An 18,039-nucleotide genomic window follows, 5' to 3' on the forward strand; every position below is an offset into this window, starting at 1 on the left:
GACGATAACCTTCCTTGCATCTGCTTGCTCTGGCGAAGGTTCACCCGTGATTAACGATAGGTAGGTACTCCTATTCTCTGACCCATGAGTTTGTTTAGGGTTATTTGATATTTGTGCTCCGCATTTATGGGGGCGGATTTGCTCAGGGTCTGGAGCGCTGCTACAGGGTTGCTGTTGGTGCTTTTCCTGATGCTCCATTTGGGTGGAGTTGTGATGGCGCCTTTTGCACCTGCGAGCTTTGAGATTTATGCAGCGGCCTTGCATCAGTCTGCTTGGTTGCCGTTTGCAGAATTTGCCTTTTTAGCTGCAGCTTTCATTCACTTGGCCCTGAGCTTGGCGAAGCTGATTGTTAATCGACGAACTGGTAATCGTGCTGCTCTTGTTAGCCGCCGAGGTGATCTCCTTGCTGTTTTAGCAGCACGTAGCCAGGCGATTGGTGGTTTGATCCTGCTTGGCTTTCTGGTGGTGCATCTCTTGCAGCTGCGCTGGCCAAGGCCACCTGCTGGCGAGGAGCTGATGGTGCTGCGGGATTTGTTGTCTCAGCCTGCAAACGTGGCTCTCTATCTATTGGCCGCTCTGGCCATCAGCTTGCATGTGTTCCACGGTGGTGAGGCCGCTCATCGCAGTTTGGGATTACTTGCTCCAGCTAATGGTTTTCGCATTCGGCACGTCTTCCGCGTTCTGGCGTTGCTTGTGGGCGGCGGCTTCAGCGTGGTGGCGTTGTTGGTCTCTGCCTCAGCGTTGCAGATGGGTTAGTGATGAATGGTTTGCCTGATCCTCGTCTCCCATTAGGCGCGATTGCCGATGCATGGAACCGCACGCAAGGATCGCTGCCATTAATCAGCCCATCGCGCAAACGGGAACTTCAGTTGTTGGTGGTCGGTGCGGGGTTGGCTGGGGCTTCGGCGGCGGCAACCTTGGCCGAGCAGGGTTATCCAGTGCGTGTGATCAGCTTTCACGACAGTCCCCGACGGGCTCACTCAGTGGCCGCCCAGGGAGGGATCAATGCCGCTCGCCCTCTTCTTGTGGATGGTGACAGCGCCAGCCGCCTCTTTGCCGATACCCTTTGCGGCGGTGACTTCCGTGCGCGTGAGGCAGGTTGCCAGCGTTTGGCTGAGATCAGTAGCGCGATCATCGACCAGTGCGTTGCTCAGGGGGTTCCCTTTGCGCGTGAGTACGACGGAACACTTTCGACCAGAAGGATGGGAGGGGCTTCGGTCAGTCGCACCTTTTATGCTCGCGGTCAGACTGGTCAGCAATTGCTCTGCGGCGCTTATCAGGCGTTGATGCGTCAGGTGGCTCTTGGTCAGGTGGAGTTGTTTTGTCGTCGCGATGTTTTGGAGCTCATCAAGGTGGATGGTGTGGCCCGAGGGGTGGTTTGCCGTGACCTGCTCAGTGGTGAATTGGAGGTGCATACCGCTCAGGCTGTGTTGTTAGCGACTGGTGGCTATAGCAACGTCTACTTTCTTTCGACAAATGCACTTAAATCCAATGCAAGTGCCATTTGGCGGGCTCATCGTCAGGGAGCTTTATTCGCGAACCCTTGCTTCACCCAGATCCACCCAACCTGCATTCCAAGTGGTGATCCTTATCAGAGCAAAAGAACGTTGATGAGCGAGAGCTTGCGCAATGACGGCCGTGTTTGGCTGCCATTAGATTCTGGAGATCAGCGTTCAGCTGTTGAGATTCCTGAGGCCCAGCGCGATTACTTCCTTGAGCGTCAGTATCCGGCCTACGGCAACATGGTGCCCAGAGATTTAGCTTCACGCCGTGCCAGGGAGCTCTGTAAGGCGGGGCATGGTGTGGGCCCTGGTGGCCAAGCCTTTTATCTCGACCTGAGCGATGCGATCTCGAGTCAGGGGCGAGAGGTGATTGTGGAGCGATACGGCAACCTTTTAGAGATGTATGAGCGAATTACAGGTGAGGATCCGTTGCTGACACCAATGCGCATCTCTCCCGCCCCTCATTACACGATGGGTGGTCTTTGGGTTGATTACCACCTGATGAGTTCGATTCCGGGATTGTTTGTGCTTGGTGAGGCCAACTTCTCTGAGCATGGTGCTAATCGTCTCGGTGCTAGTGCTTTGATGCAAGCTTTGGCTGATGGCTACTTCATTGCGCCGGCGACCGTCACTGCTTGGTTAGCAGGCCATACCACCACGCATGTTGCTGGTGATCATTTGGCTTGCCGCGAAGCCTTGGCGCGGGCCAGTGGGCGGATTGAGCTTTTGCTCAAGGGGGCGGGTCAACGGTCGGTTGATTCTTTTCATCGTGAGCTTGGAGCTGTGATGATTGATCGTTGCGGTATCAGCCGTGATGCAGAAGGGCTGCGTGCTGGCTTGGCAGATGTGGCATTGCTGGAGCAGCGTTTTTATGCTGAGGTAAGCATCCCTGGAGAGGTTCAGGGACCTAACCCTGAACTCGAGAAGGGGTTGAGGGTTGCTGATTTCTTTGGCATGGCCAAGTTGATGTTGCGCGATGCCTTTGCGAGAGAGGAGTCTTGTGGAGCCCACTTCCGTGAAGAGCATCAGACAGAACAAGGTGAAGCTCGACGTGATGATGAGAATTTTGCCCACATTGCTGCTTGGGAAGATCGTGGGCGGGCCGAGCCGATTCGCCATGCTGAGCCGCTCAACTTCACGAGCTTGAAGCCCAGTGAACGTCGTTATCGATGAGTCGTAAACTTTCGCTCACGCTTCGTATTTGGCGCCAGGCGTCAAGCAACAGTTCCGGTGCTTTCCATGTCTACCGGCTTGAGCAGATTTCTGTAGATATGTCGCTATTGGAGGCTCTTGATCGTCTCAATGAACAGCTGATTGCTCAAGCCAAGCGCCCGGTGTTTTTCGATCACGACTGTCGCGAGGGTATTTGTGGTAGCTGTGGCTTTCTTGTGAATGGTCAGGCCCATGGGCCTCAGACCGGCACCACTGTTTGTCAGCTCTATCTGCGCCAGTTCGCTGATGGCGACACATTGACGCTGGAGCCATGGCGGGCACGAGCTTTTCCTCTCATTCAAGATCTAGTGGTGGATCGTGGGGCTTTTGATCGGTTGATTGCAGCTGGTGGCTATTGCTCGGTGAATACGGGCCAGGCTCCGGATGGCAATGACATGTTGATAGGGAAGGGTCAAGCTTCCTCTGCCTTTGAGACGGCTACTTGCATCGGTTGTGGTGCATGTGTGGCTAGTTGTCGTAATGCCTCAGCAAGTTTGTTTGTGGCGGCCAAACTGGCCCATTTAGGTCAGTTGCCTCAGGGGCAACCTGAGAGCAAGCGCCGGGCGAAGACGCTGCAAGAGCGCATGCTCGAGGAGGGTTTTGGTAGCTGTAGCAGCAATTTGGAGTGTGAGGCGGTGTGCCCGAAGCAAATTTCAGCTGATTGGATCAGCTGGATGCATCGCGAGGCACGTTGATACCTGGTGCTCATCTACTGATTGGAGCCATTAATCCATCAATTTGATTTGGTAAAGCACTTCTTCTAGGGCATCGGCAGCCATCACGCCGGCAAAACGTTGTGGATGACTTGCATTGACGCAGCTGCTGAGCGGTGTGAGCAGGGTGGATGGTTTGGGGTGACAGAACTGCACAACGCTTAGGCGCTCACGATCCCATTCGCTCGGCGCTAAGACGCGGTGCCAGCCGGTTGGGATAAGGCCATTGCTGATCCGTTCCAGCATCAAGCCACTGTTGACGATCACTTGGCCTTCAGGGGCAATGGCATTAACCCAAGAGCCATCGATGTAGACCTGCAGACCTGGGGCTGTGGCTCGCGGTAAGGCTGTAATCAGGTTGATGTCGCCATGGGCGGCGGCCCACATGTGCCCTGCAGCAGGGGCTTCGCTCATGGGTGGGTAGCGGATCGCTCTGGTGAGCGTTGGTGCGTCTTGTACCAGATCAGTGAAAAAATCATGATGGCAACCAAGGCCAGTAGCGATGATTCGCAGCACGCGACACTGCAACTCGGCGATGGTTTGGTGGAAGGTTTGCAACACTGCAGTGATTCCTGGTACGGCGACTTCTGGTAGGAGTTGTTCTGGATAGAGCGTGGGAAAACGGCGGCGTAAGGGGTGGTTGTCTGGGAGTGGTAATGCCCAGTTGAGCATTTCTTTCCAGTCGGGAAGTTTTTCGCTTGCCGCTGTTTCTACAAGTGTTTCTGTATAGCCAGTCTGGCCAAAAGCTTCGGGCACGTTGAATTGTCGTTTTGTTGTCGCTTCTAGAGCAAAGAAACGGTTCAGCATCCCGTAGGCCTCATCGAGAAGTGCCGCAGGCAGATCACTGGTGGTCACCACAAACCCTGTGCCGAGGCTGCGCATTAGCCCGTCAACGACAGCTGCTTGTTGACGTTTTGTGCCCTGTTCAAAAGCCAGCAGGTCAACATCGAGAATCGTTTGCTTCAAGCAATGGCCTGGTTGAACGAACGCTGAAATGGTGCCTTAAAAACTCGTTCCAGCCCAGTTCATCAACCTCGGCAAATCCTTGGCTTCTTCTGGCTTGATGAGCAAGTGAAGGTGGTTAGCCATTAGGCACAGCCCATAATCCTTCACGGCAAATTTCTGCTTGGCCTTTTTCAGTACCGCCTGTAAGACACCCCGCCTAAGGGCTTTAGCAATCAAGACCTGCCTGCTATTGCAGCGCAGCGTGATGTGAAAACTGCACCCAGACGGCATTATGCGTTTTGCTCGAGCCATGGGCTGACGGCATCAGAGCTCGATCATCAACAAGCGAATAACGGATAGCTGCTCAGCAGAACTCAACCCCCTAACTATTCCCTCATCCCTAACCCAAATAACTTGTCGAGTTGAGCGACAGCGACAACAACAGCACCGAGACTTTTTTGCTTTAAAGCAAGCCTTCCTGATATCCAAGCGACTGTCTCACGCTCTGCTTTAAGGCCTTGGCGGCCGAAGGCTTAAAGAGTCAGGTTCGCTGGCTTGCTTATTCCCGAGTCAGTACAGATCGCCAGGAGCACTCCGGCCAGGGCCTTGAAGCTCAATGGGCGCTTGTAGCAGCCATGGCAGCGGAGTGTGGGGCATTGATCGTTGCAGAGTTTGTTGAGGTGGAGAGAGGGCGGAGAAACGATCGCCCTCAGTTAGCCGCGGCTCAGGCTCGTGCTGAGAATGCTGTGATTGTGGTGGCCAAGATTGATTGGTTGGCTCGGGATACAGGCTTCGTCTTGAAGCTTGCCAACGAGGTAGAGAAGAACGGCATGGGTGGCTTTGTGTTCTGCGATCTCCCGGAGATCGACGCCACCACTAGTGCTGGGCGGATGGTGCTCACGATGATGACCAGCGTCGCTGAGTTCGAGGCGCGCCGGATCAGTGAGCGGACCAAAGAAGCGTTGGCCGCGGCTAAGGCAAGGGGGGGTGTCTTGGGGGATACCGGTCAGGTGCAGCCAAGCAGTCTTGTGTGTTCAAGCAGAAGGGTGTTGCGGAGGCCGAGGATCTGCGTGGAGTTCTCGAGCCAATGGTTAGTGCAGGTTTGAGCTACAGGGCGATGGCTGCTGCTTTGGTAGGAGTCGAAAAGCTGAGCAGTACTGGGCGGCCGCTGGCTCCGGCGCAGATTGGTCGGATCCTCCAGCGCTTGGGTTTGTCGGGAAAGCTTCTGGGGAGTGACCAGGCCTGGGTTGCTGTCTGATGGACCCAGGAGGAAGCAGCGGGCATCGCGATATAAGTGAGATAGCTCCTGAACTGAGGCGCACACTGCTGGCCTGGTGGGAAGTCCATGGTCGCAAGGTCATTGCCATCAAGCCGTGGATGTTCACATCAGATGGGCGTTGGCCCGAACCAAACGAAGATCTCGCGCTCTACGGCATTTGGATTGCTGAGGTGATGCTCCAACAAACCCAGTTGAGGGTGATGCGTCCCTACTGGGAGCAGTGGATGTTGGTGTTGCCAACGGTGCAGCATTTGGCTGCTGCTGAAGAGCGCCAAGTGTTGTTGCTGTGGCAAGGCCTGGGCTATTACTCTCGTGCCCGCAGGTTGCATCAGGCGGCGCGTCAATTGGCCGCTTCCCCTATGCCCTCTTCTCTTGAGGCTTGGCAGGCTGTTCCGGGTATTGGTCGTACCACGGCAGGGAGCATCCTTTCCAGTGCATTGAATAGGCCAGTGCCCATCCTTGATGGCAATGTGCGTCGTGTGCTGGCCAGAGTTCATGCTTGCTTGGATTCACCCCAAAGAGCGCAGGTAAGTTTTTGGCAGTGGAGTGAAGCCCTCCTCGATCCTTTGCGGCCAAGAGATTTCAATCAGGCCTTGATGGATTTGGGTGCGTTGGTGTGTACGCCTAGGACCCCCAGTTGTCAGTTATGTCCTTGGCAAAGTAGTTGTGCTGCCTACGCTGCTGGAGAGCCAAGCCACTTCCCCGTGAAGGATGCGAGCAAGCCCATTCCCTTCCAGCTGATTGGTGTGGGGGTCGTACTGAACGAAGCGGGTGAGGTCTTAATTGATCAGCGGCTTAATGAGGGCTTACTAGGCGGCATGTGGGAATTCCCTGGTGGTAAGCAGGAGCCAGGCGAAGCCATCGAAGCCACCATTGCTCGCGAGCTCAGGGAGGAATTGGCGATTGAAGTGCAGGTGGGTGAGCAGCTGATTGCTCTTGATCATGCCTACAGCCATAAGAAGCTTCGCTTTGTTGTTCATCTCTGCCGCTGGATTGCAGGAGAACCAAAGCCTTTGGCGAGTCAGCAGGTGCGTTGGGTGAAGCCTGAAGATCTTTCTGACTATCCCTTCCCGGCCGCCAATGCGCGCATGATTGCCGCGTTGATTGATCATCTTCGCGCAGACACGCTTAGCCAGCGTTCCTAGTTTCAAGTCAGCAGCTTTGACCTGATGACGGGGACCAATCCTTTTCACAGCCATGAGCCTGAGGTGATTTGCTTGGGCGAGGCGTTGGTGGATCGTCTTGGCCCGTTGGGGGGAGATCCAGCTTTGGATCAGCCTGTCGAGGATTGCCTAGGGGGAGCCCCTGCCAACGTGGCTTGTGGCTTAGCTCGGCTTGGTAGCAAAGTGGCTTTTTTAGGACGTCTTGGAGACGATGCCATCGGGGCCAGGTTTCGAGAATTGTTTGACACTCGAGGCGTGAACCTGGCTGGTCTGCAGACTGATCAGCGCCGGCCCAGTCGCATTGTGTTGGTGCGTCGTGATCTCGATGGTGAAAGGGTCTTTCAGGGTTTTGCAGGTGATCAGGGAGACGGTTTTGCTGATCAGGCTTTGTCTTTAGATGAGTTGGCGACCAGCTGGCCTTTGCTGGTAGGTAAGGCGCGCTGGTTGTTGATCGGCTCCATTCCTTTGGCCACATCAGCTTCCGCCCAAGCCTTGCTTTGGTGCGTTGAGCAGGCACAAACAGCAGGCCTTGAGATAGCCCTGGATGTCAACTGGCGTCCAACTTTCTGGGATCCTGGCCGTTCTCCCGATAGTGGCCCTGATGAGAAGGCCTTGCAAGCGATTGCGCCGCTTCTTGAGCGTGCTTCTCTGCTCAAACTGGCTAGGGAAGAGGCCGTTTGGTTCTTTGACACTGACGACCCTGCAGTGATTGCGCGATCCCTTCCGCAGCAGCCGGATGTTGTTGTGACAGATGGGGCTCGTCCGGTGCGGTGGTTGATAGGGGGTTGTGTTGGGGAGCTTGCAGCGCTTTCTCCCCCTTCAGTTATCGACACCACCGGTGCTGGTGATGCTTTCACTGCAGGATTGCTGCATCAATTTTTGATGGATGCCTCATCCCAACGAGATCTGATCAAGGCCCGGGAGATGGTTCGTTTTGCAGCAGCCTGTGGCGCGCTTGTTTGTGGAGGGGCTGGTGGTATCAATCCGCAGCCGTCTCAGATGCAAGTGGAAGAGTTTCTGGGGTCGTTCGCAGGTGAGGTGAACTGAGCCAGACGACCTCCTTGAGCTCGATGCTGCAATTGCAATCTCCAGGCTTCAGGCAAGTTCAGGCTTAATCGATCAGGCCATTCCACGGCCATGAGGGCACCTAGTGCTTGGGCTTCTTCTTCCTCTTGCAGAAATAGCTCATTGGCAGTGCTGGGTTGCTCCAAGCGGTATAGATCTAGATGGATCAGAGGAGGATTCCCGTCCGGGTAGTGCTGAGCAAGAGCGTATGTAGGTGATGTGATCGGCTCACGGATGCCGAGAGCGGTTGCGATGCCCTGCACTAGAGAGGTTTTACCGGCCCCTAGGGGCCCTTCTAGCAACAGCACTGATAAAGCAGGTAGCCGCTGGACAAGGACTATTCCTAGGCATCGAGTGGCCTCAAGATTTTCAAGAATCCATGAGTCATCTGTAGATTGTCCGATAAGCGATCCCGAAGTCTCGGCGACTTCGCTGAGATTTCCGTACACGATTCCCCCAAGGGAGCTTTGAACCATGGTGGCAGTGCCCACATCAACGGCCTCGTTGCAGGCGCCCTCTCAATATGTCGTAGCAGACATCGATCTAGCGGATTTTGGCCGCAAGGAATTGAGCATTGCTGAAACTGAGATGCCAGGTTTGATGGCCCTTAGGGTCAAGCACGGCAGCGAAAAACCTCTCAAGGGGGCTCGCATTGCTGGCAGTCTGCACATGACTATTCAGACCGGTGTGTTGATTGAGACGCTGGTCGCCCTCGGTGCTGATGTGCGCTGGGCTTCATGCAACATTTTTTCTACTCAAGATCACGCTGCTGCTGCTATTGCCGCTAGCGGCGTGCCTGTTTTTGCAACCAAAGGCGAGACTCTTGATGAGTATTGGGCCTATACCCATCGCATTCTCGAGTGGGGTGATGGTGGCACTCCCAACATGATCTTGGATGACGGCGGAGATGCAACTGGCTTGGTGATGCTTGGCAGCAAGGCCGAGAGCGATCGTTCTGTACTGGATAACCCTGGCAACGAGGAAGAGACGGCATTGTTTGCCTCGATTCGTACCAAGTTGGCCCAGGATTCCAGCTTTTATTCCCGCATCAAGAGCAATATTCAAGGGGTGACAGAAGAGACAACTACGGGTGTCGCGCGTCTGTATCAGATGCAAAAGAGTGGTGAATTGCCTTTTCCGGCAATCAATGTCAATGACTCGGTAACCAAGAGCAAGTTCGACAATCTTTATGGTTGCCGTGAGTCTTTGGTGGATGGCATCAAGCGGGCCACTGATGTGATGGTTGCTGGAAAGGTGGCTTTGGTGATGGGCTATGGCGATGTGGGTAAGGGTTCAGCACAATCGCTACGTGGCCTTGGTGCCACAGTGATGATTGCTGAAATTGATCCCATCTGTGCTCTTCAGGCAGCGATGGAGGGCTATCGGGTGGTACGTCTGGATGAGGTGGTTCAGGATGTCGATATCTTTGTGACCTCCACAGGTAACTTTCAGGTGATTCGCCATGAACATCTTATCCGTATGAAAGATGAGGCCATTGTTTGTAATATCGGTCACTTTGATAATGAGATTGATGTTGCATCTTTGAAGGATTATCAGTGGGAGAATATCAAGCCTCAAGTTGATCACATCACTCTTCCTAGCGGTAATAAGATCATTCTTCTGGCTGAAGGGCGTTTGGTGAACCTTGGTTGTGCTACCGGTCACCCGAGCTTTGTGATGAGTAATTCCTTTACCAATCAGGTGTTAGCTCAAATTGAGTTGTTCTCGAAAGGTGATCAGTATGCTGATCAGGTGTATGTGTTGCCGAAGCACCTCGATGAGATGGTGGCCCGCCTTCACTTGGAGAAGATCGGCGCGAGGCTTACTGAGCTCACCAAGCAGCAGGCCGATTACATCAGTGTGCCTGTTGAAGGTCCCTACAAGCCCGACCATTATCGCTACTGATTCTTTCCAGGCAGGCAAGCTTGTTTTTTCATAATTAGGCTTGTCTGTCTGGCAAGACAAGAAGATAACATAAGACTTGTTATGGATTGAGTGTTAAAAAGAGATCAATGCGGCTGAATGAACTCTATTTTGAATGTGAAAATAAAAAAGTTGTTTTCAGCGAATTAATCCTGCCAGTTTAATATTTTGTGGCCTTGAATGATTCTGTCTGCATTCTTGGCCTATTTTATTGTGAAATTTGGTTTTTGACTGGACCGGCTGTTAATAGTCAGCTTGGAGTGAATTTGCTAGGTCAATACTTTGGTCGTGAGGCCATCAGTAATCAGTAAACATTGAAAGATGCCTCCCGAATGATTCGTCGGCATATTGTTGAGGTTTAAAGAGGCGTTGAGGCGCTTGACGAGTTCTGATCTCTTTGAGTCTTCTGCGAGCGTTGCTGATCGCATGACCATCAGAAACTCCGGCCCCATGGAAGACTTGCCTGGTGATGCGTAGGCTCCATGGGGCTTTCTGAACTGATTACTCAGTTGCCGGAGATGATCGGCCAGGCCGTGGAGGCCAACCAGTGGATGGGTTATGGCGCGATATTCGCGGCCATGTTTCTGGAAAATCTCTTTCCACCGATCCCATCCGAGTTGATCATGCCTCTTGGCGGTTTCTACGTGCAGCAGGGGCAGCTGCAGTTCTTACCAGTGGTGTTGGCCGGTTTGTTGGGCACCTTGCTGGGGGCTCTCCCTTGGTATGGCATTGGGCGGGTTATCAATGAGAAAAGGCTTGAGGTTTGGCTCAGTCGACATGGCCGTTGGATCGGTATTAGTCCGGCAGAACTTGCGCGTAGCCGTCGTTGGTTTAATCGTTACGGCACGGCGTTGGTGTTTTGGGGACGGCTAGTGCCTGGTATTCGTACCTTGATCTCTGTGCCTGCAGGCATTGAATTGATGCCTTTCGCACCTTTCCTGATCTGGACAACAGCAGGCAGCCTGATCTGGACTTTGCTACTCACCCTGGCTGGGTTGGGGCTTGGGGAGGGTTACAGCAATGTGGAGCTGTGGATAGATCCTGTCTCCAAGGTTGTTAAGGGGGGCCTGGTTATTGCGGTGTTGGCTGCAGTGGTGTGGCTGGGCCTGCGCATTTGGCGCAGGCGTCATCACACTCATTGATCAATGAGTCTTAAAAGGGGACTTCCTCTTCACTTGGGCCGTCCCCAAATCCCCCTCCGCCAAAGTTGCTCGCTTCTGCATCACGTTTGGAACCTAGAAGTTCTAGACGGTCCACCCGCACAACAGGCTTGGTTCGCTCTTCTCCGGTGTTGCGATCGGTCCAGCGGTCCAGTTTGAAGCTGCCGATTACACCCAGCAGAGATCCTTTTTTGACATAATCCGCCGCGACTTGAGCCTGTTTGCCCCAGATCTCTAGGTTGAACCAGTCTGGTTCGTCGTCGCGACTGCGACGGTTCACGGCCATGGTGAGGTTGGCGACAACCGTTCCCGATTCGAAGTAGCGAACTTCTGGATCACGGCCTGCTCGGCCGACGAGTGTGACGGAATTTACGCTCATGAATGAAACCTATTTGTTTGAGTTTGGTCAATGATGCGCCACGGTTTAAGTGGCTGCTTATAAGGAGTTCCACCCTCATCGCTGGGTGTAACAAGCTGCATTGGCTACGACACCTATGATTCGCCGACTTGAGTCCAGCGCTTGTGTTTTTTCGTCGCTTTCAACTGTCACGCGACATCGGCATTGATCTTGGTACCGCCAATACCCTGATTTACGTGTCGGGAAAAGGGATTGTGCTTCAGGAGCCTTCTGTCGTAGCCCTCGACTTGGAGAACGGTGTGCCTCTGGCGGTGGGTGACGATGCCAAGTTGATGCTTGGCCGCACCCCTGGCAATATTCGTGCCGTGCGTCCACTGCGCGATGGCGTGATCGCCGATTTCGATGCAGCTGAGCAGATGCTGAAGACCTTTATTCAGAAGGGGAATGAAGGTCGAGGCATTGTTGCTCCTCGCTTGGTGGTGGGTATCCCGAGCGGAGTGACTGGTGTCGAACGGCGTGCCGTGCGGGAGGCAGGCATGGCAGGAGCTCGGGAAGTTCATCTGATTGATGAGCCTGTTGCAGCCGCCATTGGAGCTGGTCTTCCTGTTACTGAGCCAATTGGAACGATGATCGTTGATATAGGAGGAGGCACAACCGAGGTGGCGGTGCTCAGCTTGGGAGGAACTGTGTTGAGTGAGTCGGTTCGCGTGGCCGGTGATGAAATTAGTGATGCCATTGGGGTTTATCTGAAGAAGGTGCACAACCTTGTCGTCGGTGAGCGCACGGCCGAGGAGATCAAGATCCGCATTGGCTCCGCTTTCCCAAATCACGAGTTTGACCAGCAGGCCATGGATGTGCGGGGGCTGCATCTGCTCTCCGGTCTGCCACGTTCGATCAATTTGCAGGCTGGAGACTTGCGGGAGGCGATAGCAGAACCCCTCAACGTGATTGTGGAGGCGGTGAAGCGCACCCTTGAACGCACACCACCAGAATTAGCTGCTGACATTGTTGACCGTGGCATCATGCTTGCTGGTGGAGGAGCCTTGGTGCGCGGGATAAGCGATTTAATTAGCCATGAGACAGGCATCTTTACTCATGTTGCAGAGGATCCATTGTTGTGTGTGGTTAATGGTTGTGGTCAGGTACTCGAGGATTACAAGCGACTTCGCAGGGTGCTTGATACTCCGGAATTCACTCGCTCTTCAATGACGGCTTGAATCGATGGGGGTTTCCCCGTGGCAGGCATCTTTCCGTTGGTGGCGTTGGCGTGGAGTTTTGCCTTGGCTGTTGTTAGTGGCAGCGCTTGGTTTGGTGCGTTGGAGTAAAGGCGCCGGTTTTGCTGATGCTTATGCCCTTCTTAGTCGGCCGTTTTGGCCTGGATCAGCCCAGCGAGAATGGATCCAGTCTGGTATTCAGCTCGAGCAACAGAGCAAACTTCGGTTGCTTGAGCAGGACAATCAAAGACTGCGCGGGTTGCTTGCTCTTGGTCAGGCCTCAGGATCTGGTCGCATTTCCGCGGCTGTGATTTCCCGTACCCCGAAGGGGTGGTGGCAGCAACTGGAACTGGGCAAGGGGCGATTGCATGGGATTGCTCAGGGTGATGCTGTGATGGGGCCAGGAGGATTACTGGGGAGAATTCAAAGTGTCACCCCTGCCACTGCACGTGTTCAACTGCTCACTGCGCCAGGTAGTCGGGTTGGAGTTTGGATACCGCGAACCAAGCGTCATGGCCTCTTGGTTGGTGTGGGTACGAGTAGGCCTCAGTTGGAGTTTCTCGATAAGAATCCCTATGCAGTGCCAGGTGATCTTGTCAGCATCTCGCCTGCAAGCACATTGTTGCCCGCCAGCCTGCCTGTAGGGGTGATTCAGAAAGTGGATGACCGAGCAGTTCCGGCTCCTCGTGCAGCTGTGCAGTTAATCGCTGCACCAGAAGCCATCGATTGGGTGCAGGTGCAGATTCGCTGATGGCGCGCCTTCATCAGCAACCGATTTGCTTGGCTTCAAGCCTCTTCGTGCCTTGGCTGACCCTCGCTGCACCGACCTGGTTGAGCCTTTCTGGGGTGGGTCCCTGCTGGGCGGTGTTGTGGTTGTTGCCTTGGGCCCTTGTTGATGGACCTGTCTCTGGACTCACTGCTGGACTTTGTCTTGGCTTGGTATTGGATGGCCTCAGCCTTGGTGGTGCGAGTCAACTGCCGGCGTTGATGGCGCTTGGATGGTGGTGGGGGCGGCTAGGCAGGCGTGCTCCACTGATTCAGGGCAGTTTCAATCTCGGATTATTGGCATGGATGGGTACAGCTCTGGTTGGCTTGAGTCTTTGGCTGCAAACGCTTTTGATTCAGTTCGATAGCTCGGTGTCTTGGCTTCATTCCTGGGGGTTGCATACCTTTTTGGCACAGTCGTTGGTCACTGGTTTGGTTGCTCCTCTGCTGGTGTCATGGATGCTGTTGATTTGGCGGCGGCTGGCTCGAGCTTGAACAGGTCATGAGAATGCTGCGGTCACGAAGAAAGGTTGTTGTTGCAGGCCTAGTAGTGCTTGGTGCAGCCTTGATTGGTTGGGGTTGTCGATCGAAGCAGGGATCTTCAACTGATTTGCAGCTCTGGACGTTGCAACTGGCGCCCAAGTTCACCCCCTATATTGAGGGGGTCATCAAAAACTGGCAGCAGAATCAACCCGGTGCGTTGGTGCGTTGGACAGATCTCCCCTGGGGATCAGTGGAGCGCAAGTTATTGGCTGCGGTGTTCGCGCGTACCGCACCAGACGTGGTCAATCTCAATCCCCCCTTTGCTGCAAATCTTGCCAGCAAAGGGGGGATTAGGGATCTGACGCCTTTGCTTCCAGACGATGCAGCCGACCGCTACCTTCCCTCGGTTTGGGAGTCTGGCCTGGATGCTGAGGGGCGACAGATCGCCATTCCTTGGTATCTCACGGTACGGCTGAGTTTGGTTAACCAGCAGTTGTTGCGACAAGCCGAACTGGAGGCTCCACCGCGACGTTGGCAGGATGTACCTTCCTATGCGCGCCGCATTCGTGAGCGCACAGGTCGCTATGGCCTATTCGTCACTGTGGTCCCTGACGATTCGACTGAACTGCTTGAGTCGATGGTTCAGATGGGAGTCACTTTGCTGGATTCTCGGAGGCGGGCTGGTTTTGCTACTCCAAAGGGTCAACGTGCTTTTGCCTTCTGGACCGATCTTTATCGGCAAGGTCTCCTGCCTCGAGAGGTGATAAGCCAGGGTCAGAAGCGAGCGATAGAGCTTTATCAGAGCGGTGAGTTGGCCATGTTGGCGAGCGGGGCTGAATTCCTACGCACGATCCAGACAAACGCTCCGGCTGTGGCCAGGGTGACTAACTCCTATCCACCGCTTGTCGGTGGTGATGGCAATGCGAATGTCGCTGTGATGACGTTGGTGGTGCCTCGTCAGAGCAGGCGCCAGCAGGAAGCCGTTGATTTTGCCTTGTTTCTAACCAATGGGGTTAATCAGGCAACTTTTGCGCAGCAAGCCAAGGTGTTGCCATCGTCTAGAAACGCCTTGCGACAGGTTCAGATTGCTCTTAAGGCTGAGCGTCCGGAGTCGCGTGAGGCTGCTCAGATCCGCTCTGCCAGAGCATTGTCTGCCAAGACTTTGAAGCGGGCGAAAGTTTTGGTTCCGGCTTTACCTGGGATCAAGCGTCTGCAGAGCATTATTTATACCCAGTTACAGCGGGCGATGCTCGATCAAATCAGCAGCGATGAGGCTGTGGAAGAGGCTGCTCGTCAGTGGAATCGCTACGCAGAAGCTAGATGGCCCTAAAGTGCAATCAATTAGTAATTCATACCTAAGCATAAGTACCTTTTAATTCTTAAATAAATAGAAAAACTGCTATTTCTCAAGCTCGTTAGCGATTTTTGCTCAAGGCGGAAGGTTAAGGTTGTGTTTCTTCATGAGGAAATGCTCATATGTCACATCCGGGGGGTTTATCTCAGTACCAAAGTCATGATGGGTCTGAGACGCAGGCTCCCGGGAATCCGAAGGCGACCATTCTTGTCGTTGACGATGAGCCAGCAGTCCTCCGGATTTTGGTCATGCGACTTCAACTAGCTGGCTATCGGGTGATTTGTGCCGAGGACGGGGAAGAGGCTCTTGAGATTTTTCATCGAGAACAGCCTGATTTGCTTGTTCTCGATGTGATGCTGCCCAAGATGGATGGTTTTGCTGTTTGTAGAAGGCTTAGGGCTGAGTCTTGTGTGCCGATTATTTTCCTCTCAGCATTAGAGGCCATTTCTGAACGTGTGGCTGGACTTGATCTTGGGGCAGATGATTACATTCCCAAGCCCTTTAGTCCCAAGGAACTTGAGGCTCGTATTGCCACGATTCTGCGTCGGGTTGGTCCAGGTTCCGCTACGGCTGAAATCAGAGATCTGCCAGTTGGGCAGGGTGTTCTGCGAGTTGGTGATTTGGTGGTTGACACCAATCGCCGCCAGGTGAGTCGTGCAGGAGAGCGTATTGGCCTCACCTACACCGAATTCAGTCTTTTGGAACTGTTGTTCCGTGAACCTGGACGGGTGGTACCCAGGGCCGAAATCTTGGAGCAGCTCTGGGGTTATCCCCCTCGCCGGGCGGCCGACTTGCGTGTGGTCGATGTTTATGTAGCTCGTTTGCGTGGCAAGCTCGAGCCAGACCCGCGCAATCCAGAGCTAATCCTTACGGTTCGTGGAATTGGTTACTCCTCCCAGCGCGTTGGGGATAGTCCTGCTTCTGCTTCTGCTTCTGCTTCTGCTTCTGCTTCTGCTTCTGCTTCTGCTCCTGCTTCTGCTCCTGCTTCGGTTGCCGTTGCGAGTTGATTAAGTCGATGGGGTGAGTAGAGCAACGACTCCATCGACCGGCAAGATGGCGAGGTCAGTCCTGAGTGCCTTGTCTGAGCTGCGTGAGACTCGCCTGGAAAAGGCACAAGCCCTCAAAGAGCTGGGGAATGGGCCTTATGCCCTGCGATTTGAGTCAAGTCATCGCACCGCTAACTTGCAGGCGGATCATGCTGATTTGGCCAAGGGTGAGGAGAGGCTTCTCACTGTGTCTGTGGCTGGTCGGGTGATGACCCGTCGTGTCATGGGCAAGTTGGCTTTCTATACCTTGGCGGATGAGACCGGCACGATTCAGTTGTATTTGGAGAAGGCCACCATTGATGCGGCTGCATCAAATGAGCTGGCTTCAGGAACTTTTGTTCAGCTCACCACCCTTGTTGATGCGGGCGACTGGATTGGGGTCACAGGCGTGCTTCGTCGCACTGACCGTGGTGAGCTTTCGGTGAAGGTTCAGCAGTGGCAGATCTTGAGCAAATCATTGCAACCCTTGCCAGATAAGTGGCACGGTTTAGCTGATGTGGAGAAGCGCTATCGGCAACGCTATCTGGATTTGATCGTGTCGCCTCAGTCGCGTGAGACTTTTCGCCGCCGGGCATTGATGGTGAGTGCAATCCGTCGATGGCTCGATGATCGTGCCTTCTTGGAAATCGAGACACCGGTGCTTCAGGCTGAGGCTGGTGGCGCCGAAGCTAGGCCATTCATTACTCACCACAACACACTCGATCTTCCTCTTTATCTGCGTATTGCCACAGAGCTGCATCTCAAGAGGCTTGTGGTTGGTGGATTTGAGCGGGTCTATGAGCTTGGGCGCATCTTTCGTAACGAGGGGATGAGTACCCGCCACAACCCTGAATTCACTTCTGTAGAGGTCTATCAGGCCTATGCGGATTACATCGACATGATGGTCCTTACTGAGCAGCTGATTTCCTCAGTTTGTACTCAGATCTGTGGGTCTACGAGGATCACTTATCAAGGCATAGAAATCGACCTAACGCCCCCTTGGCGGAGAGCCAGCATGCACGAACTGGTGCAAGAGGCGACGGGGCTTGATTTCATGGGTTTTAAAGACCGTGCGGTAGCGGCTTCGGCTATGGCGCGGGCAGGTCTAGAGGTGCCGTCTAAGGCCGATAGTGTGGGCCGCTTGCTTAATGAGGCCTTTGAACAAGCAGTGGAGGTAAGTCTGATCCAGCCAACATTTGTGCTCGATTATCCGATTGAGATCTCTCCTCTTGCCCGACAACATCGCAGCAAACCAGGATTGGTCGAGCGCTTTGAATTGTTCATTGTGGGTCGGGAAACAGCCAATGCTTTTAGTGAGTTAATCGATCCCCTTGATCAGCGTCAGCGGCTTGAGGCTCAGCAAGCACGTCGTCAGGCTGGGGACCTTGAGGCTCATGGGGTTGATGAGGATTTCCTTCAGGCTCTTGAGGTGGGCATGCCCCCTACCGGTGGCTTGGGTATTGGCATCGATCGCTTAGTGATGTTGTTCACCGATAGCCCTTCAATACGTGATGTGATTGCTTTCCCTCTGCTTCGACCGGAGCTCAAAACTTAATCTTCAACGTCGGGAACCGTCGCAGTGGATAATTAACTCAATGGCATGGTCCTATTTCTATGAGTGGCGAGCGCGTAGGTTTCCGCTTCAAACACGCCGATGCGGTGGTCAAGCGCAATCCCCAGGGTCGATCCAGGCGCGGGTGGGTGATGGAACCCGTTGAGCAGACCACCAGTCGCGGCACCAAGATGCCCGCATATCGCATTCGCTGGCGTGATAGCGAGCGTCCAGAAATTGTGCTTCAGCACATGCTGATTGCTGATCCAGACCCAACTCCTCCTCCGGAGAACGTGAGTCTTGAGCCTCCGGCCCCAAAAGCCTGA

Annotated in this window: 20 protein-coding genes; 16 read left to right on the forward strand and 4 right to left on the reverse strand. The window is 54.2% G+C overall.

The features are described 5' to 3' along the window. Positions 1-126 precede the first annotated feature (126 nt). From SIB41_RS12245 to SIB41_RS12255, 3 genes are read left to right on the forward strand one after another with little or no spacing between them, the layout of a single operon-like run. Entirely contained in the window at positions 127-756 is a 630-nt protein-coding gene (locus SIB41_RS12245) for a succinate dehydrogenase (protein ID WP_413359339.1), read from the forward strand. A 2-nt stretch (positions 757-758) separates the two neighbouring features. Further along, complete coding sequence (locus SIB41_RS12250) at positions 759-2,675, forward strand: fumarate reductase/succinate dehydrogenase flavoprotein subunit (RefSeq protein ID WP_413359341.1); 1,917 nt, start codon at positions 759-761, stop codon at positions 2,673-2,675. Further along, positions 2,672-3,409, forward strand: coding sequence for a succinate dehydrogenase/fumarate reductase iron-sulfur subunit (locus SIB41_RS12255; protein WP_413359343.1), 738 nt, complete (start codon positions 2,672-2,674; stop codon positions 3,407-3,409). The genes SIB41_RS12250 and SIB41_RS12255 overlap by 4 nt, the downstream gene beginning before the upstream one ends. A gap of 30 nt (positions 3,410-3,439) precedes the next feature. Here SIB41_RS12255 and SIB41_RS12260 read toward each other — a convergent pair whose 3' ends face one another. Both SIB41_RS12260 and SIB41_RS12265 read right to left on the reverse strand, forming a co-directional pair. Then, positions 3,440-4,393 carry an isopenicillin N synthase family dioxygenase gene (locus SIB41_RS12260; protein ID WP_063419001.1) on the reverse strand — a complete coding sequence of 318 codons (954 nt, stop codon included), beginning with the start codon at positions 4,391-4,393 and terminating at the stop codon, positions 3,440-3,442. A gap of 36 nt (positions 4,394-4,429) precedes the next feature. Next, positions 4,430-4,663, reverse strand: coding sequence for a transposase (locus SIB41_RS12265; RefSeq protein WP_328585569.1), 234 nt, complete (start codon positions 4,661-4,663; stop codon positions 4,430-4,432). A 227-nt stretch (positions 4,664-4,890) separates the two neighbouring features. Between SIB41_RS12265 and SIB41_RS12270 the strand changes: the two genes are divergently transcribed. Genes SIB41_RS12270 through SIB41_RS12285 form a run of 4 tightly spaced genes read left to right on the forward strand, consistent with a single transcriptional unit; the run spans position 4,891 to position 7,861 of the window. Continuing rightward, positions 4,891-5,478, forward strand: coding sequence for a recombinase family protein (locus SIB41_RS12270; protein ID WP_413359346.1), 588 nt, complete (start codon positions 4,891-4,893; stop codon positions 5,476-5,478). A gap of 11 nt (positions 5,479-5,489) precedes the next feature. Further along, a complete protein-coding gene (locus SIB41_RS12275) occupies positions 5,490-5,630 on the forward strand; it encodes a hypothetical protein (RefSeq protein ID WP_413359349.1) in 141 nt (46 codons plus the stop codon). Beyond that, a complete protein-coding gene (gene mutT, locus SIB41_RS12280) occupies positions 5,630-6,796 on the forward strand; it encodes an 8-oxo-dGTP diphosphatase MutT (RefSeq protein WP_413359352.1) in 1,167 nt (388 codons plus the stop codon). Before SIB41_RS12275 ends, mutT begins: the two co-directional genes overlap by 1 nt. A gap of 24 nt (positions 6,797-6,820) precedes the next feature. Continuing rightward, positions 6,821-7,861, forward strand: coding sequence for a carbohydrate kinase family protein (locus SIB41_RS12285; RefSeq protein WP_413359356.1), 1,041 nt, complete (start codon positions 6,821-6,823; stop codon positions 7,859-7,861). Here the strand turns inward: SIB41_RS12285 and tsaE are convergent. Beyond that, positions 7,810-8,355 (reverse strand): tRNA (adenosine(37)-N6)-threonylcarbamoyltransferase complex ATPase subunit type 1 TsaE, encoded by a 546-nt coding sequence (gene tsaE / locus SIB41_RS12290; protein ID WP_413359359.1) that lies wholly within the window; start codon positions 8,353-8,355, stop codon positions 7,810-7,812. The two genes, SIB41_RS12285 and tsaE, sit on opposite strands and share 52 nt — an antisense overlap. Between tsaE and ahcY the strand changes: the two genes are divergently transcribed. Next, entirely contained in the window at positions 8,354-9,784 is a 1,431-nt protein-coding gene (ahcY, locus tag SIB41_RS12295; protein ID WP_413359362.1) for an adenosylhomocysteinase, read from the forward strand. The genes tsaE and ahcY overlap by 2 nt on opposite strands. A 500-nt stretch (positions 9,785-10,284) precedes the next feature. Next, entirely contained in the window at positions 10,285-10,944 is a 660-nt protein-coding gene (locus SIB41_RS12300) for a DedA family protein (RefSeq protein WP_413359366.1), read from the forward strand. A 10-nt stretch (positions 10,945-10,954) separates the two neighbouring features. Here SIB41_RS12300 and SIB41_RS12305 read toward each other — a convergent pair whose 3' ends face one another. Further along, positions 10,955-11,341 (reverse strand): single-stranded DNA-binding protein, encoded by a 387-nt coding sequence (locus tag SIB41_RS12305; RefSeq protein WP_413359368.1) that lies wholly within the window; start codon positions 11,339-11,341, stop codon positions 10,955-10,957. A gap of 143 nt (positions 11,342-11,484) precedes the next feature. Here SIB41_RS12305 and SIB41_RS12310 point away from each other — a divergent pair, with 143 nt between their 5' ends. From SIB41_RS12310 to SIB41_RS12340, 7 genes are all read left to right on the forward strand, one after another. Beyond that, positions 11,485-12,537, forward strand: coding sequence for a rod shape-determining protein (locus tag SIB41_RS12310; RefSeq protein ID WP_011129521.1), 1,053 nt, complete (start codon positions 11,485-11,487; stop codon positions 12,535-12,537). A 4-nt stretch (positions 12,538-12,541) separates the two neighbouring features. Beyond that, positions 12,542-13,285 (forward strand): rod shape-determining protein MreC, encoded by a 744-nt coding sequence (mreC, locus tag SIB41_RS12315; RefSeq protein ID WP_413359370.1) that lies wholly within the window; start codon positions 12,542-12,544, stop codon positions 13,283-13,285. After that, on the forward strand, positions 13,285-13,794 hold the full coding sequence (locus SIB41_RS12320; protein WP_063419023.1) for a hypothetical protein: 510 nt from the start codon (positions 13,285-13,287) through the stop codon (positions 13,792-13,794). Before mreC ends, SIB41_RS12320 begins: the two co-directional genes overlap by 1 nt. Before the next feature lie 13 nt (positions 13,795-13,807). Beyond that, on the forward strand, positions 13,808-15,112 hold the full coding sequence (locus tag SIB41_RS12325; protein ID WP_413359373.1) for an ABC transporter substrate-binding protein: 1,305 nt from the start codon (positions 13,808-13,810) through the stop codon (positions 15,110-15,112). 146 nt (positions 15,113-15,258) lie between these two features. Next, on the forward strand, positions 15,259-16,143 hold the full coding sequence (gene rpaB, locus SIB41_RS12330; RefSeq protein ID WP_413359375.1) for a response regulator transcription factor RpaB: 885 nt from the start codon (positions 15,259-15,261) through the stop codon (positions 16,141-16,143). Between the two features lie 46 nt (positions 16,144-16,189). Then, the gene (gene lysS, locus SIB41_RS12335; protein ID WP_413359378.1) at positions 16,190-17,716 is read left to right on the forward strand and encodes a lysine--tRNA ligase; all 1,527 of its coding nucleotides are present in this window, start codon (positions 16,190-16,192) and stop codon (positions 17,714-17,716) included. A 59-nt stretch (positions 17,717-17,775) separates the two neighbouring features. After that, the gene (locus tag SIB41_RS12340) at positions 17,776-18,039 is read left to right on the forward strand and encodes a hypothetical protein (RefSeq protein ID WP_006042532.1); all 264 of its coding nucleotides are present in this window, start codon (positions 17,776-17,778) and stop codon (positions 18,037-18,039) included.

Source organism: Prochlorococcus sp. MIT 1201 (assembly GCF_047303415.1).
Taxonomy (GTDB): Bacteria; Cyanobacteriota; Cyanobacteriia; order PCC-6307; family Cyanobiaceae; genus Prochlorococcus; species Prochlorococcus marinus_D.